The sequence below is a fragment of the Superficieibacter sp. 1612_C1 genome (assembly GCF_015234305.1).
GTDB lineage: Bacteria > Pseudomonadota > Gammaproteobacteria > Enterobacterales > Enterobacteriaceae > Superficieibacter.
In genome coordinates, this window is the sequence record NZ_JADGMI010000003.1 from 506,889 (window position 1) to 523,053 (window position 16,165).

The 16,165-nt window shown below is 54.0% G+C and carries 14 protein-coding genes; 7 read left to right on the forward strand and 7 right to left on the reverse strand.

Going from position 1 to position 16,165, the window contains the following annotated elements; genetic code table 11:
• The first annotated feature begins 178 nt into the window (after window positions 1-178).
• The 3 genes from fdhF to INT84_RS13595 all read left to right on the forward strand — a co-directional run bounded on the left by fdhF (window position 179) and on the right by INT84_RS13595 (window position 3,317).
• A complete protein-coding gene (gene fdhF, locus INT84_RS13585) occupies window positions 179-2,326 on the forward strand; it encodes a formate dehydrogenase subunit alpha (protein ID WP_176918802.1) in 2,148 nt (715 codons plus the stop codon).
• Between the two features lie 325 nt (window positions 2,327-2,651).
• The gene (locus INT84_RS13590; protein WP_194207205.1) at window positions 2,652-2,804 is read left to right on the forward strand and encodes a Hok/Gef family protein; all 153 of its coding nucleotides are present in this window, start codon (window positions 2,652-2,654) and stop codon (window positions 2,802-2,804) included.
• Between the two features lie 360 nt (window positions 2,805-3,164).
• A complete protein-coding gene (locus INT84_RS13595; protein ID WP_194207206.1) occupies window positions 3,165-3,317 on the forward strand; it encodes a Hok/Gef family protein in 153 nt (50 codons plus the stop codon).
• Between the two features lie 63 nt (window positions 3,318-3,380).
• On the opposite strand, the gene gltP is transcribed toward INT84_RS13595, so the two are convergent.
• Entirely contained in the window at window positions 3,381-4,694 is a 1,314-nt protein-coding gene (gltP, locus tag INT84_RS13600) for a glutamate/aspartate:proton symporter GltP (protein ID WP_194207207.1), read from the reverse strand.
• A gap of 414 nt (window positions 4,695-5,108) precedes the next feature.
• Here gltP and acs point away from each other — a divergent pair, with 414 nt between their 5' ends.
• The 3 genes from acs (at window position 5,109) to actP (ending at window position 9,102) form a co-directional block, all read left to right on the forward strand.
• A complete protein-coding gene (acs, locus tag INT84_RS13605) occupies window positions 5,109-7,067 on the forward strand; it encodes an acetate--CoA ligase (protein ID WP_194207208.1) in 1,959 nt (652 codons plus the stop codon).
• Window positions 7,068-7,141: 74 nt separating this feature from the next.
• On the forward strand, window positions 7,142-7,456 hold the full coding sequence (locus INT84_RS13610) for a DUF485 domain-containing protein (RefSeq protein ID WP_176920872.1): 315 nt from the start codon (window positions 7,142-7,144) through the stop codon (window positions 7,454-7,456).
• Complete coding sequence (gene actP / locus INT84_RS13615; RefSeq protein ID WP_194207209.1) at window positions 7,453-9,102, forward strand: cation/acetate symporter ActP; 1,650 nt, start codon at window positions 7,453-7,455, stop codon at window positions 9,100-9,102. The genes INT84_RS13610 and actP overlap by 4 nt, the downstream gene beginning before the upstream one ends.
• A gap of 152 nt (window positions 9,103-9,254) precedes the next feature.
• Here actP and INT84_RS13620 read toward each other — a convergent pair whose 3' ends face one another.
• Both INT84_RS13620 and INT84_RS13625 read right to left on the reverse strand, forming a co-directional pair.
• Complete coding sequence (locus INT84_RS13620; RefSeq protein ID WP_176920912.1) at window positions 9,255-9,944, reverse strand: LrgB family protein; 690 nt, start codon at window positions 9,942-9,944, stop codon at window positions 9,255-9,257.
• On the reverse strand, window positions 9,937-10,347 hold the full coding sequence (locus INT84_RS13625; protein ID WP_176920874.1) for a CidA/LrgA family protein: 411 nt from the start codon (window positions 10,345-10,347) through the stop codon (window positions 9,937-9,939). The genes INT84_RS13620 and INT84_RS13625 overlap by 8 nt, the downstream gene beginning before the upstream one ends.
• A gap of 104 nt (window positions 10,348-10,451) precedes the next feature.
• Here INT84_RS13625 and INT84_RS13630 point away from each other — a divergent pair, with 104 nt between their 5' ends.
• Window positions 10,452-11,339: a LysR family transcriptional regulator gene (locus INT84_RS13630; protein ID WP_194207210.1), complete on the forward strand. Its 888-nt coding sequence runs from the start codon at window positions 10,452-10,454 to the stop codon at window positions 11,337-11,339.
• A gap of 29 nt (window positions 11,340-11,368) precedes the next feature.
• Here INT84_RS13630 and INT84_RS13635 read toward each other — a convergent pair whose 3' ends face one another.
• The 4 genes from INT84_RS13635 to soxR form a co-directional block, all read right to left on the reverse strand.
• On the reverse strand, window positions 11,369-13,015 hold the full coding sequence (locus INT84_RS13635) for a Na+/H+ antiporter (protein ID WP_194207211.1): 1,647 nt from the start codon (window positions 13,013-13,015) through the stop codon (window positions 11,369-11,371).
• A gap of 150 nt (window positions 13,016-13,165) precedes the next feature.
• Window positions 13,166-14,515 (reverse strand): NCS2 family permease, encoded by a 1,350-nt coding sequence (locus INT84_RS13640; RefSeq protein WP_194207212.1) that lies wholly within the window; start codon window positions 14,513-14,515, stop codon window positions 13,166-13,168.
• A 402-nt stretch (window positions 14,516-14,917) separates the two neighbouring features.
• A complete protein-coding gene (locus INT84_RS13645) occupies window positions 14,918-15,586 on the reverse strand; it encodes a glutathione S-transferase family protein (protein ID WP_194207213.1) in 669 nt (222 codons plus the stop codon).
• Window positions 15,587-15,633: 47 nt separating this feature from the next.
• Window positions 15,634-16,092: a redox-sensitive transcriptional activator SoxR gene (gene soxR, locus INT84_RS13650; protein WP_176920879.1), complete on the reverse strand. Its 459-nt coding sequence runs from the start codon at window positions 16,090-16,092 to the stop codon at window positions 15,634-15,636.
• Between the last annotated feature and the right edge of the window lie 73 nt (window positions 16,093-16,165).

Here is a 16,165-nt window from a genome sequence, read left to right on the forward strand (position 1 = left end):
CGTCACACGGTCAGCTTTTCGACACGTCAAATATGACGACATCCTGTTTTTCGTCAGCATTCTGACCAAATTCCAGGCGTAATATCAGTGAATATCCCCAGTAAAAATATGGCATAAAAGATGCATAGTGGGGGGTGACAAGCGCGTAGGCGCGATTTGATTAACTGGAGCATGACCGATGAAAAAAGTCGTCACGGTTTGCCCGTATTGCGCATCAGGTTGCAAAATCAATCTGGTGGTCGATAACGGCAAGATCGTCAGGGCGGAGGCGGCGCAGGGGAAAACCAACCAGGGTACTCTGTGTCTGAAAGGCTATTACGGCTGGGATTTTATCAACGATACCCAGATCCTGACCCCGCGCCTGAAAACCCCTATGATCCGTCGCCAGCGTGGCGGCAAGCTGGAGTCCGTCTCCTGGGACGAAGCGCTGAATTATGTCGCCGACAAACTGAGCGCGATCAAAGCGAAATACGGCCCGGACGCCATCCAGACTACCGGCTCCTCTCGCGGCACCGGTAATGAAACCAACTATGTAATGCAAAAATTTGCGCGCGCGGCGATTGGTACTAACAACGTCGACTGCTGCGCTCGCGTCTGACACGGCCCATCGGTTGCAGGTCTGCACCAGTCGGTCGGTAACGGCGCAATGAGTAATGCCATCAATGAGATTGATAACACGGACTTAGTGTTCGTCTTTGGGTACAACCCGGCAGACTCTCACCCCATCGTGGCGAATCATGTGATTAACGCTAAACGCAACGGGGCAAAAATCATCGTCTGCGATCCGCGCAAAATTGAAACCGCGCGCATTGCTGATATGCACATCGCATTGAAAAACGGCTCGAATATCGCGCTGCTCAACGCTATGGGTCATGTCATTATTGAAGAAAACCTGTATGACCAGGCGTTTATCGCCAATCGTACCGAAGGTTTTGAAGAGTATCGCAAAATTGTCGAAGGCTATACTCCGGAATCCGTTGAGGATATCACCGGCGTGAGCGCGCACGACATTCGTCAGGCGGCACGGATGTATGCCGGCGCGAAAAGTGCGGCGATCCTGTGGGGCATGGGCGTAACCCAGTTCTATCAGGGCGTGGAAACCGTGCGTTCCCTGACCAGTCTCGCGATGCTGACCGGTAACCTCGGCAAGCCGAGCGTGGGCGTTAACCCGGTTCGCGGTCAGAACAACGTACAGGGCGCGTGTGATATGGGCGCACTTCCGGATACCTACCCCGGCTACCAGTATGTGAAGTTCCCGGAAAACCGCGAGAAATTTGCCAAAGCGTGGGGCGTGGAAAGTCTGCCTGCGCATACCGGCTATCGTATCAGCGAACTGCCGCACCGGGCGGCGCATGGCGAAGTACGCGCGGCGTATATCATGGGTGAAGATCCGCTCCAGACGGATGCGGAACTGTCCGCCGTGCGTAAGGGTTTCGAAGATCTGGAACTGGTCATTGTGCAGGATATCTTCATGACTAAAACCGCCGCTGCCGCAGACGTTATTTTACCGTCTACGTCATGGGGCGAGCATGAAGGCGTTTTCTCTGCCGCTGACCGTGGCTTCCAGCGCTTCTTTAAAGCCGTTGAGCCGAAGTGGGATCTGAAAACCGACTGGCAGATCATTAGTGAAATCTCCACCCGCATGGGTTATCCGATGCACTACAACAACACCCAGGAGATCTGGGATGAGTTGCGCAATCTGTGTCCGGATTTCTACGGGGCGACCTACGAGAAGATGGGCGAACTGGGCTATATCCAGTGGCCGTGCCGCGACACGTCGGATGCCGATCAGGGAACGTCTTATCTCTTTAAAGAGAAGTTCGATACCCCGAACGGTCTGGCGCAGTTCTTCACCTGCGACTGGGTCGCGCCGATCGACAAACTCACCGACGAGTACCCGATGGTGCTCTCCACCGTGCGTGAAGTCGGCCACTACTCCTGTCGTTCAATGACCGGCAACTGTGCCGCCCTGGCCGCGCTGGCGGACGAACCGGGCTATGCGCAAATCAACACTGCCGACGCGGCGCGTCTGGGCATTGAGGATGAAGCGCTGGTGTGGGTTAACTCGCGTAAGGGCCGGATCATCACCCGTGCGCAGGTCAGCGATCGTCCGAACAAAGGGGCGATTTACATGACCTACCAGTGGTGGATTGGTGCCTGTAACGAGCTGGTCACTGAAAACCTCAGCCCGATTACCAAAACGCCGGAGTACAAATACTGCGCGGTCAACGTTGAGCGGATTGCCGATCAGCAGGCTGCCGAGCAGTATGTGATTGACGAGTATAACAAACTGAAAGCCAGCCTGCGCGAGAGCGCAATGGGCTAACGCTTCGGCTTACGAGTAGTAATAATAAAAGCGGCGAGAATATTCGCCGCTTTTTTATTTACAGTATTTATTGATAATTTATTTTTGCGAGCATTATTCCAGTTAAATGTAATTGTATTACAGAAATTACATTACGCTTTTTCTTTAATTTCTGATTAAAAAGAATATGATACTTCGCGGGTGCTTAAGGCTTTCTGTCTTAAGCATGATTGAGGGACAGAAAGCAGAAAGCCCCGGGCAATGTTTCCATTAACCCGAGGCTATCCCTCAACTCCGACAAGTTGAGATTAGCCTCTTACCCTTAGGTTTGCAAGGAGTAAAAGGCATGACGCCATTGAAATATGTGTTAGCCATTTTAGTTGTGGTTTGTCTGACCATAGTGATCTTTACCTTTATTAATCGCGGCAGGCTTTGCGAGTTAACGATAAAGAGTAAACATCAGGAGGTGGCGGCGAAGCTGGCCTGTACGGCTGGTTAAACTCAGCAGGCGGGGCAACCCGCCTGTTCTTGTCTGGAGCAGAGGTCTTAATGCACCCGTTCTATTTGTAATTCTATTAAGTCCCACGGAAAATATTCACCCTATATATAATATATTTGTGAACCTGATTCAGAAACTAATGTAATTTTCACCGCGTAAATTACATTACGCTTTTCCTTTAATTCCTGATTAAAAAGAATATCATACTTCGCGGGTGCTTAAGGCTTTCTGTCTTAAGCATGATTGAGGGACAGAAAGCAGAAAGCCCCGGGCAATGTTTCCATTAACCCGAGGCTATCCCTCAACTCCCAACAAGTTGAGATTAGCCTCTTACCCTTAGGTTTGCAAGGAGTAAAAGGCATGACGCCATTGAAATATGTGTTAGCCATGTTATTCGTGGTTTGTCTGACCATAGTGATCTTTACCTTTATTAATCGCGGAAGATTATGCGAGTTAACAATAAAGAGCGAGCATCAGGAAGTGGCGGCGAAATTAGCCTGTAAGGCTGGTTAAACTCAACAGGCGGGGAAACCCGCCTGTTCTTGTCTGGAGCAGAGGTCTTAATGCACCCCTTAATTATTGATCGGCAGTCTTGTCAAATTTGCCCAGCATGTCGCGCTCGTAGGCCAGCGCTTTTTTACGGTCAAATTGATGTTCCCACTTGGCGATAACCAGCACGGCCAGCGCGTTACCTACCACGTTAAGCGCGGTACGCGCCATATCGAGAATACGGTCAACACCGGCAATAAAGGCCAGCCCTTCCAGCGGAATACCGACGCTGCCAAGCGTGGCTAACAGCACCACAAAAGAAACGCCCGGCACGCCAGCAATGCCCTTCGACGTGACCATCAGCGTCAGCACGAGGATAATTTCCTGGCCGAGGGAGAGATCGATACCGTAAAGCTGAGCAATAAAGATGGCCGCAATACTCTGATATAGGGTTGAACCATCGAGGTTAAAGGAGTAGCCGGTCGGCACCACGAAACTGGTAATAGACGCTGGCGCACCGTAGGCTTCCATCTTCTCAATAATGCGCGGCAGAACGCTCTCGGAACTGGCGGTTGAATAGGCCAGAATCAGCTCGTCTTTCAGAATGCGGATCAGCGTCCAGATACTGAGCTTACACACCCGGGCGACTGCGCCGAGCACCACCAGCGCAAAAAAGATAATGGCAAAATGCACCAGGATCACCAGCTTCGCCAGCGGCCACAGCGAGGCGAAACCAAAGTTAGCCACCGTCACCGAAATGAGCGCGAATACCCCGACTGGCGCATAACGCATCACCATATGGGTCACTTTAAACATGGTTTCTGAAATCGAGCGAAATACGGTGACCAGCGGCTCACGGTGCGTGGCGGGCAGCGAAGAAAGCCCCAGGCCAAACAGCACCGAGAAGAAGATAATCGCCAGCATATCGCCTTTTGCCATTGAGGCGATAATATTGGTTGGCACCAGCGACAGGATCGTCCCCATCAAACCATGCGCATGACTTTGTACTTCCGCCGTCGTGCTCTGGTATTTTGAAATATCCACCGTGGCCAGCTGCGCCATATCAATACCCGCGCCCGGCTGAAACACGTTCGCCAGCGTAATACCAATAACAATGGCGATTGTGGTGATCGCTTCGAAATAGAGAATCGTCTTTGCGCCGATGCGGCCAAGCTGTTTTGCATCGCCCACGCCCGCAATTCCCACAATTAAAGTGGAAATAACAATAGGGACGACTATCATCTTGATGAGGTGAATAAAGATATCACCCGCCGGAGAAAGAAGGTTGGCGATAAGCCATTCGCGGCTATCGCTATGGTAATGCAGATAGCTTCCCAGCAGGATGCCCAGCACAAGGGCCAGCAAAATCTGCCATGCCAGGCTGAGTTTAAAAATTTTCATAATAACGGACTTCCTTAACGAGCCGCCCCATTCAAAATGTGAATGAGACCGGGTGAACGGTATGAAATTGTGTCGCGTCCTTTTTTAGGATTTTTAGCGCGTGTCATCAGTACCACTTGCAGCCTATGCTGCGCAACCCCTTCCCGACGGCGTGGTTGGAGCAAAATGCAGATGTTAAGTCAGTTTATGGGCTGTTACGTTCTATAACCTTTTGTTATAAATAAATAATTTACTGCTGAGTTTTTAATAATTCCCTCTATAAACTATTAACCTTCAAAGATCCGTTTGCTGTTTTTTCAAACACTACATTTAATGCGTGATCTGCCGCCCAAAAAATAAACAAAGCTCATCCTCCCTCCTGTAATTAACGTTTACGTGACATATCATTAACATCTTACAAGGAGAAAAAAAGCCATGAGCCAAATCCATAAACACGCCATTCCCGCAAATATTGCGGAAAACTGCCTGATAAACCCGGAGCAGTACAAAGAGAAATACCAGCAATCTATCACCGATCCTGATGCTTTCTGGGGTGAGCAAGGCAAAATCCTCGACTGGATTAAGCCTTATCAAAAGGTAAAGAATACCTCGTTTGCGCCTGGCAACATCTCTATTAAATGGTACGAAGACGGCACGCTAAATCTGGCGGCCAACTGCCTCGATCGTCATTTGCAGACGCGTGGCGATCAAACCGCAATCATCTGGGAAGGCGATGATGCCAGCCAGAGCAAGCACATTACTTATCGTGAACTGCATAAAGACGTTTGCCGCTTTGCCAATACCCTGGTCGATTTGGGAATAAAAAAAGGCGATGTTGTGGCTATCTATATGCCGATGGTGCCGGAAGCGGCTGTTGCCATGCTGGCCTGCGCCCGTATCGGCGCGGTGCACTCCGTTATTTTTGGTGGTTTCTCACCCGAAGCCGTCGCCGGGCGTATTATCGACTCCAGCTCGCGTCTGGTCATTACTGCCGATGAAGGCGTGCGCGCCGGACGCAGCATCCCGCTGAAGAAAAATGTCGATGACGCGCTGAAAAATCCGAACGTAAAAAGCGTTGAGCACGTCATTGTGCTTAAGCGTACCGGCGGCAAAATCGACTGGCAGGAGGGGCGCGATCTGTGGTGGAGTGATGTGGTTGAAAACGCCAGCGCAGAACATCAGCCGGAAGAGATGAATGCAGAAGATCCGCTATTCATTCTGTATACCTCTGGTTCCACCGGTAAGCCGAAAGGGGTGCTGCACACTACCGGGGGCTATCTGGTTTATGCCGCGACCACCTTTAAATACGTTTTTGACTACCATCCTGGTGAAGTTTACTGGTGCACCGCCGATGTTGGCTGGGTCACCGGCCACAGCTATTTGCTCTACGGCCCGCTGGCCTGCGGTGCCACTACGCTGATGTTTGAAGGTGTGCCAAACTGGCCGACCCCAGCGCGCATGTCTCAGGTCGTTGACAAGCATCAGGTTAATATCCTTTATACCGCGCCCACCGCCATCCGCGCATTAATGGCTGAAGGGGATAAAGCGACCGAAGGCACCGATCGCGCTTCGCTGCGTATTCTGGGGTCCGTCGGCGAGCCGATTAACCCGGAAGCCTGGGAGTGGTACTGGAAAAAGATCGGCAATGAAAAATGCCCGGTAATGGATACCTGGTGGCAGACTGAAACGGGTGGTTTCATGATCACGCCGCTGCCGGGTGCGATTGAACTGAAAGCTGGTTCCGCCACCCGACCGTTCTTTGGCGTCCAGCCTGCGCTGGTCGACAACGAAGGCAATCCGCAGGAAGGGGCAACCGAAGGCAACCTGGTGATCACAGACTCCTGGCCTGGTCAGGCACGCACGCTGTTTGGCGATCACGAACGTTTCGAACAAACCTACTTCTCGACCTTTAAAAATTGTTATTTCAGCGGTGACGGTGCGCGTCGCGATGAAGACGGTTACTTCTGGATCACCGGACGCGTGGATGATGTGCTGAATGTCTCAGGACACCGCCTGGGCACGGCAGAGATCGAATCCGCGCTGGTCTCGCATCCGAAAATCGCCGAAGCGGCGGTGGTCGGCATTCCCCACAATATCAAAGGCCAGGCGATCTACGCCTACGTCACCCTCAATCATGGCGAGGAACCCTCGGCGGCGTTGTACACCGAGGTGCGCAACTGGGTGCGTAAGGAGATCGGCCCGTTGGCGACGCCGGATGTACTGCACTGGACCGACTCGCTGCCGAAAACACGCTCCGGCAAAATCATGCGTCGTATTCTGCGCAAAATCGCCGCCGGTGATACCAGCAACCTGGGTGATACCTCGACGCTGGCCGATCCTGGCGTAGTGGAAAAACTGCTCGAAGAGAAGCAGAACCTGGCGATGCCATCTTAATCAGGCCTCTCCCCTCTCCCGATAAGGGAGAGGGTTATTAAAACAAAACCTACCCTACCTCTGGAGACTCTGTGATGAATGACACCATTTATCAGCGGATAGAAAGCAGCGCGCATTTCAGGGAGTTGATCGAAAAACGGCAGCGTTTCGCCATTATTCTCTCGCTGATTATGCTGGTTATTTACGTCGGCTTTATTTTACTTATCGCCTTTGCCCCCGGCTGGCTGGGAACGCCGTTGCATGCTGGCACCAGCGTGACGCGCGGCATTCCCATCGGCATCGGCGTCATTGTCATTTCATTTGTGCTGACCGGCGTATACGTCTGGCGCGCCAACAGTGAATTCGATCGTTTGAATAATGCCGTCATCCGCGAGGTAAACGTATCATGAAGAGGATCCTGACCGCGCTCGCCGCCACGCTTCCTTTTGCCGCCAATGCTGCCGACGCGATTACCGGTGCGGTAGAACGCCAGCCAACAAACTGGCAGGCGATAATCATGTTCCTGATTTTTGTCGCCTTTACGCTTTATATTACGTACTGGGCCTCAAAGCGGGTGCGCTCGCGCAACGACTACTACACCGCGGGCGGTAATATCACCGGCTTCCAGAACGGGCTGGCGATTGCCGGCGACTTTATGTCGGCGGCCTCATTTCTCGGCATCTCCGCGCTGGTTTACTCCTCCGGTTATGACGGCCTGATCTACTCACTCGGCTTCCTGGTCGGCTGGCCGATTATTCTGTTCCTGATTGCCGAACGGTTGCGTAATCTCGGGCGTTTCACCTTCGCAGACGTCGCCTCGTATCGCCTGAAGCAGGGCCCTATCCGTATTCTTTCCGCCTGCGGTTCGCTGGTGGTGGTGGCGCTTTATCTGATCGCGCAGATGGTTGGCGCGGGTAAGTTAATCGAGCTGTTGTTCGGCCTTAACTACCACATTGCGGTGGTACTGGTTGGCGTGCTGATGGTGATGTACGTACTGTTCGGCGGCATGCTGGCAACCACCTGGGTACAAATCATTAAAGCGGTGCTGCTACTGTTCGGTGCCAGTTTTATGGCCTTTATGGTGATGAAACATGTCGGCTTCAGCTTCAGTAACCTGTTCTCTGAAGCGATGGCGGTACACCCGAAAGGTGCAGCTATCATGAGTCCAGGCGGGCTGGTAAAAGATCCGGTTTCCGCGCTGTCGCTGGGGCTGGGGCTGATGTTCGGCACCGCGGGTCTGCCGCATATCCTGATGCGTTTCTTTACGGTGAGCGATGCCAAAGAGGCGCGGAAAAGCGTGTTCTACGCCACCGGCTTTATGGGTTATTTCTACATTCTGACCTTTATTATCGGCTTCGGCGCGATCATGCTGGTGGGCGCAAATCCGGCCTTTAAAGATGCGGCGGGCACCCTGATTGGCGGTAATAACATGGCGGCGGTGCATCTGGCGAATGCGGTGGGTGGCAACCTGTTCCTTGGCTTTATCTCAGCAGTGGCCTTCGCGACCATTCTGGCGGTGGTGGCTGGCCTGACGCTGGCGGGCGCATCGGCGGTATCGCACGACTTGTACGCCAACGTGTTCCGCAAAGGCGCATCTGAGCGCGATGAACTCAGAGTATCGAAAATTACCGTGCTGGTACTGGGCGTGGTGGCGATCCTGCTGGGCATTCTGTTCGAGAACCAGAATATCGCCTTCATGGTGGGACTGGCGTTCTCCATTGCCGCCAGCTGTAACTTCCCGATCATTCTGCTCTCGATGTACTGGTCGAAACTCACTACGCGTGGGGCGATGATTGGCGGCTGGCTGGGTTTATTGACCGCTGTGATCCTGATGATCCTCGGCCCAACCATTTGGGTACAGATCCTCGGCCACACAACAGCCATCTTCCCGTATGAATATCCGGCGCTCTTCTCTATCGCCGTGGCCTTTATCGGCATCTGGGTTTTCTCCGCCACCGATAACACGGCGGCCGGTAAACTGGAGTGCGACCAGTTCCGCGCGCAGTTTATCCGTTCTCAGACCGGCATTGGTATTGAGCAGGGCAAAGCGCATTAATGAGATTGATGACAAACCGTCCGTGGAACACGGGGCGACCACCGGGTTGGGCCTCCCGCCGGGAACCCAATCCCGGTGTTTCCCCTGACAATCCACTTTGTCAGCGGTTTGATTAATTACGCCCATCGCCCCGGCTATCTGGCCGGGGCGTTTCAGAACATCATCCAGGCGACCAGCGGCGCAATCAGCACCATCAGTATCCCTGAAAGCATCATCACCAGGCTGGCGATAACCCCTTCCTGCGGACCTAACTCCCACGACCGCGCGGTCCCCGCTCCGTGCGAAGCAGCCCCAAACCCCGCGCCTTTTGCCATCCCGGCCTGAATAGAGAGACGCAGAAAAAGCATGTCTCCAACCGCCATGCCAAACACGCCTGTTACCACCACAAAGAGCGCCACCAGATCCGGCTGCCCGCCCAGCGGTCTTGCCGCTGCCAGCGCAAACGGCGTAGTGACGGAACGTACCGCCAGGCTGCGCTGGATCTCATCGGGAAGCATAAACAGTCGCGCCAGCCAGACTGAGCTGGTTACCGCGACGACCGTTGCGGTGATCACCCCCGCCGACAGCGACATCCAGTGGCGACGAATAATCGACAGGTTATCGTAAACCGGTACGGCGAAGGCGACGGTTGCCGGTCCCAGCAGCCACAGTAGCCAGTGGGACTCGCCCATGTAGTTTTGATACGAAATATGGCCGACCACCAGCATCAACACCAGCAGAACGGGGGTTAATACCAGCGGCATCAGCGGTAGCTTATGAAAACGGCGATACAGCCGTTTGTTGGCGTAATACAGTCCCAGCGTCATCGCCAGGCAAATCAGGCTCAGCAGAAGATTATTCATCATTCAGCCTGCGCATTTCGTAGTGATACACCCGATCCACCACCCAGGCCGTCGCCCCGAGGACCATTAGCGTGCTCAGGGCTATCACCGCAAAAATACGCCAGCCGTCGACCATCAGAAGCTGAACGTAATTCACCACTGCCACTACTGCCGGAACGAAAAAGAGCAGCATTTCCGCCAGCAACCAGCGTGAGCCTGCGCGGATCCACGCCAGCGGGATCACCCGGCAGGCAATCAGCACGAGTAGCATCAGCATGCCCACCAGATTGGCGGGCAAAGGTAAATGCAGCCATGCGACGAGATACTCAGCAATCACGAAAAATCCGGCGTACAGTAGAACCTGCACCGGAGTTTGCAGGTGTTGAAAGACAGCAGGCACAACGCGCCCGGAGGCCACAGCCATGAAGAGAATTCCTGGGAATATAATCAGAGCCAGCATTATAGTGAGCGGCTGGCGATGAAAAAAATGAATTAAAATCATCGCGCCCATAGTTTTAAGGAATAACCATGGATCTGAGAACGCTACGCTATTTTGTCGAAGTGGTACGCCAGCAGAGCTTCACCCGCGCGGCGGAGCGGCTTTTTGTCACCCAGCCCACCATCAGTAAAATGCTGAAGAATCTGGAAGATGAGCTTAACTGCACGCTGCTGATCCGCGACGGACGCAGGCTGCTGCTGACCGACACCGGACGCGTGGTGTTTGAGAGAGGGCTGGCGATCCTTGATGAGTTTAACCAGTTAGAGGCGGAACTCAGCGACATCAATCATCTCAATAAAGGCTTATTGAGGCTTGGCATTCCGCCGATGGTGGGCGTGCTGATGGCTGGCCCCATCAGTCTGTTTCGCCAGCGCTATCCCGGCGTTGAGTTAAAAATTTCTGAATTTGGCGGACTGACGGTGCAGCAGGCGGTTATAAACGGCGAGCTTGACGTCGCCATGACCGCGCTGCCGGTAGAGGAAGAGAGCGGGCTGACGACGTTGCCGCTTTTTAGCCATCCGCTCTGCGTACTGGTTCCCCGCTCGGGCGAGTGGCTGAACTGTCAGTCGATTTCCCCCCACCAGCTCGCTGCGCACCCCCTGCTGATTTACAACGAGGATTTTGCCCTCAGCCGCCAGCTTATGCACCTTTTCGACCAGCATGATGCAAAACCCAAAATTGCCGTCCGTAGCGGGCAGTGGGATTTTCTGGCCGCCATGGTGCAGGCAGGCGTGGGACTGGCAATTTTACCCGAGCCGATTTGTGAGCGGCTAAATAAAGATACGCTGCGCTGGATCCCGCTGCAAAGCGAGCTGAGCTGGCAACTGGGCATGATCTGGCGTGAAGGGGTCTATTTGTCGCACAGTGCCAGAGCGTGGCTGACCTGCTGTGAAGGATTCTGGCTGGCGGAAAAATAATCGCCGGGGGCTGCCCGGCGAGAAAGCGGTTATTTATTTTCCACCAGCAGTGCTTCCAGCAGATCCAAATCGTGCAATAACTTTTGCAGCGTCTCATTGCTGATTTGCCGAGTTGCGCGCAGATGGTAAAGCTCGGCCCGCTCAGAGCGCAGTGCGGCCAGGCGGAAACGACGCTCCAGGTTCTCCTCCTGGAATGAGTGCTCCACATCATTACGCCCGTCGGCGCGGCGACGCAGATTACCAATCACCCGCGAACTCACCTCGCGCAGAAGCTGATCGTCAATATTCTCTTCCATATTGGCCGCCAGGCGCTCTTCCATTTTCTCAATGGCGACAATCGCCACATCCGCTGTGGCGGCACGGGCCAGCCGTTCTTCTTTCTGCTGCTGAGCATGGTCGCGAACTTCAATTCGCTGGAGTAGCATCGGCAGAACAATCACGCCGACAAACAGCGAAAAGAGGATCACGCCTGCCGCGAGGAACACCAGTTCATAACGCGCCGGGAAACCGCTGCCGTCCGGCAGCAATAGCGGAATGGAGAGCACACCCGCCAGGGTAATGGCCCCGCGCACGCCAGCAACCGAAGCAATCAGCAGCTCGCGGGTACTCCACGATCCAAACTCCATCGGCTTGTTCTTCAGGAAACGGCGGCTGAATTTTTTCATCGTCCACAGCCAGCCAAAACGCACGAACATCAGTGCGGCGTAAATCAGCACAATATCGGTGAACAGCATCCAGGTTTCGACGTTCGGGTCACTCTCAGCAGCGGCCAGCGAGGATTCCAGAATACCCGGCAATTGCAGGCCCAATAGCAGGAATACCATGCCGTTAAACACAAACTCGAGCATCGCCCAGGTGCTGTTGGCGCGCAGGCGCATGGCCAGTGGCGCAGAGCGCATCACACCGGAACGCGTAATGGTCATCCCTGCCGCCACCGCCGCCAGGATGCCCGATACGCCCACGTGTTCAGCAATGAGATAGGATGCAAACGGCAGCAGGAACAGCAATACGATTTGGGTAGCCGGTTCATCACCGCCCCAGCGGCTGAGAAAGCGTAACGAACGCCCGTACAGCCAGCTGACAACAAAACCGGCCAGCAGGCCGCCAATCGCCACCTTCAGAAATTCAACGGAAGCACCACCCACGGTAAAGACCATGGTGCCCATCGCCACCGCGACGGCAAATTTCAGCGATACCAGGCCAGAGGCATCGTTCATCAGCGCTTCGCCCTGAAGAATGCCCATGATTTTTTTTGGAATACGCCCTTCGCCGACGATACCGGAAAGCGCCACGGCATCAGTCGGCGACAGGACGGCCGCCAGCGCGAAGGCTGGGATCAGCGGGATACCCGGCACCATCCAGTAGATAAGAAAACCAATCCCCGCCACGGTGACCAGTACCAGCGCCAGCGCGAGGCCGAAGATCTCTCGTCCATGTTCAAGAAATTCGCGGGTCGGTGTTTTCCAGCCGTCAGCAAACAGAAGCGGCGGAATAAATAATACGAGGAAAAGCTCCGGGTCAAACTCGACGTGCAGGCCAATCGTCGGCCAGGCCAGCAGCGCCCCGATGGCGATCTGCATCAGCGGGAGCGGGATTTGAAAAGGAAGAACGCGGGTCACCACTCCGGAGAGCGAGACCACAAGCGTCATAATCAGTATTGTGAAGAATATTTCCATTCTGTCCCTGTTTGCTTTGTGTGGAATCAAGCGCACTGCGCACTCTTGATAGTAAAACATTGTGGTCAACGGAAGGGAAACAGGATGTGCCTTAAAAACAAAAACGGGCGGCCTGAGCCACCCATTTTAGACATGAAAAATACGTTTAACTTAAATAGCCCAGCCACCTGCATAAAAAACAACCAGTGCAATCGCAATGATCACGGTGCCAAGGTTCAGCTTACGCCATTCGCCCGACACGATACGGCCAATCACCAGCGCCGCAAAACCGATCATAATGCCGGTCACAATGTTACAGGTCAGGACGATAAAGACGGCGGTGATCAGACCGCACATGGCATCAACAAAGTCCGCAAAGTCGATGCGTGCCACATTGCTTAACATCAGCAGGCCAACGTACATCAGCGCCGGTGCGGTCGCATAGGCCGGAACCAGGTAAGACAGCGGAGAGAGGAACAGGATCAGCAGGAACAGAACGCCGACCACAATTGCCGTCAGACCGGTTTTGCCGCCCGCCGCCGTCCCTGCCGCAGATTCGATATAGACCGCTGCCGGAGCCGCACCGACCAGGCCGGAGAAGACGCTGCTCAGGGAGTCGGTGGTCAGCGCTTTGCCGCCGTTGATGATCTGCCCGTCTTTATCCAGCAAATTCGCCTGTCCGGCTACCGCGCGAATGGTGCCGGTGGCGTCGAAAACGGCGGTCATGACCAGCGCCAGCACGCTTGGCAGTACCACCGGGTTCAGCGCGCCCATAATATCCAGGCTACCAATCAGCGAGTTACCATGTTCATCGCTCAGCGACGGCATGGCAAAAATACCCGAGAAATGGACGTTCGGATCAAACAGCAGACCGACAATAGAGATACCGATAATGGTCAGCAAAATGCCGCCCGGTACTTTCAGTTTTTCGAGGCCGATGATCATCGCCAGACCAATCAGCGACATGATCACCGGGAAGCTGGCGAAATGACCCAGCGTGACCGGCAGCCCGTCCAGCGGGTTTTTAATGACCAGACCCACGCCGTTGGCGGCGATCAGCAGCAGGAACAGACCGATACCAATCCCGGTACCGTGTGCAATGCCCTGCGGCAGGTTACGCAGGATCCAGCTACGAATGCCGGTCGCTGAAATAATGGTAAACAGCACGCCCATCAGGAAGACCGCACCCAGCGCCACCGGAATACTGATGTGTTGACCGAGCACCAGGCTGAAGGCGGTAAAGGCGGTCAGAGAGATAGCGCAGCCAATTGCCAGCGGCAGATTGGCCCACAGGCCCATTAACAGAGAGCCAACGCCCGCCACCAGACAGGTCGCTACAAAGACGGCGGCAGGCGGGAAGCCAGCTTTACCGAGCATTCCTGGAACCACAATGACGGAGTACACCATCGCCAGAAAAGTGGTTAACCCCGCCAGAATCTCCTGACGAACGGAACTGCCGCGAGCAGAAATTTTAAACCAGGCGTCGAGTGAACCGCCGGTACGCGCTGAAGGCGTAGACATAGAAAACATCCCCTGAGAATTTTTTATCTTTCGTTGGTTAGCGTGGTGGACAATCCACTGCCAGGTAAACGTCATCTCCCTGTGCTGCGTTACGGTAAAGAAGCACCGTAAAAAGCAAACGTTTAACTCCGCGCAAACAAAACGGCTTAACAATGTTATTCAACAGGCAAATGAGGGCGACAAAATCAGTCATCCTCGGCCTGCAAAATAAAAGGCAAACGATTATCCAGCCTTTAACCCGCCTTTTTCAACTGAACTTTGCAGCATTTTGCTAAGTTTCGCTTATGACGGTGAAGAAATCGCCAGCGCATGCGCAAACGTTATCGTTTATGCGCAAACTGGCAACATTTTTATTGCGGATTATTTTCAATTTGAGGAACGGCCTTTTGCCATTAGAAAAAGCTATTCGCCAGGCAAGGTGAAGGGCCCGCCTTTTTCGATAGCGTGTTTCCATGCCGGACGCATTTCCACCCGCTTTTTCCAGGCATGCAGATTCGGCAAATTATCAATGCCGCCGCGCGATAGCAGCGCAAATACCGGAAAGCTCATCTGCACATCCGCCATACTCAGGTTGTCACCCGCAAACCACGGCTTATGCGCCAGTTCAGATTCGATAAAACGCGCGTGCGTCTCAATCTGCTTATTCAGGTACGCTTTCTGCACGCCCTGACCTAATGCGCTGCCGAGTGTACGCAGCCCGAACGGTACGGGGGGTTTACCCAGCCGCCCGAAGACCAGCTTCATCAATAGCAGGGGCATCAGCGATCCTTCGGCATAGTGCAGCCAGAAACGATACTGTAATTTCTGCGCTTTATCCTGCGGCTGAAGCTGGTGGGTGGGATCGTAATACTCTTCGAGATACTCAAGGATCGCCCCGGATTCGGCAATAATCAGCCCGTCATCTTCAAGCACTGGCGATTTTCCCAGCGGATGCACCTTTTTAAGGGATTCCGGGGCGAGCATGGTTTTTTCGCGCTCGTAGCGTACGATCTCATAAGGCTGATTTAATTCTTCTAGCGCCCAGAGCACGCGTTGTGAACGCGACTGATTCAGATGGTGCACCTTCAGCATAATTTTCTCCTGTCGTTAAGCTGTTAACTATAGGAGAGGTTTGGCCTTTATTCTTCCTCCAGCAGCCGTGCGCCGGTCCCCTCTTCTCCCAGTTTATCGCCGGGGTTACGCAGCGGACAGTCGCGACGGGAAAGACAGCCGCAGCCGATACAGCCATCCAGCTGATCGCGCAACGCCACCAGGGTATGAATGCGCCGATCCAGCTCTTCTCGCCATTGCGATGAAAGATGCTGCCACTCTTTGACGCTCAGATTATGCCCTTCCGGCAGAACGCCAAACGACTCGCCAATGGTGGAAAGTGGAATGCCAATACGCTGAGCAATCTTAATAATCGCCACATATCGCAGCACATCACGCGAGTAACGCCGTTGATTGCCGCTATTGCGCACGCTCTTTATCAGCCCTTTGCTTTCATAGAAATGCAGGGCCGAGACGGCAACGCCGCTACGTCTGGCAACCTCGCCGGGCGTCAGCATCGCTTTAATCCGGGGTGATCTCTTTTCCATAAACCGCTTTACCTCAAGTTAACTTGAGGAATTATACTCGCCCGCAGAGAAAACGACGAATCTGATGATGAGA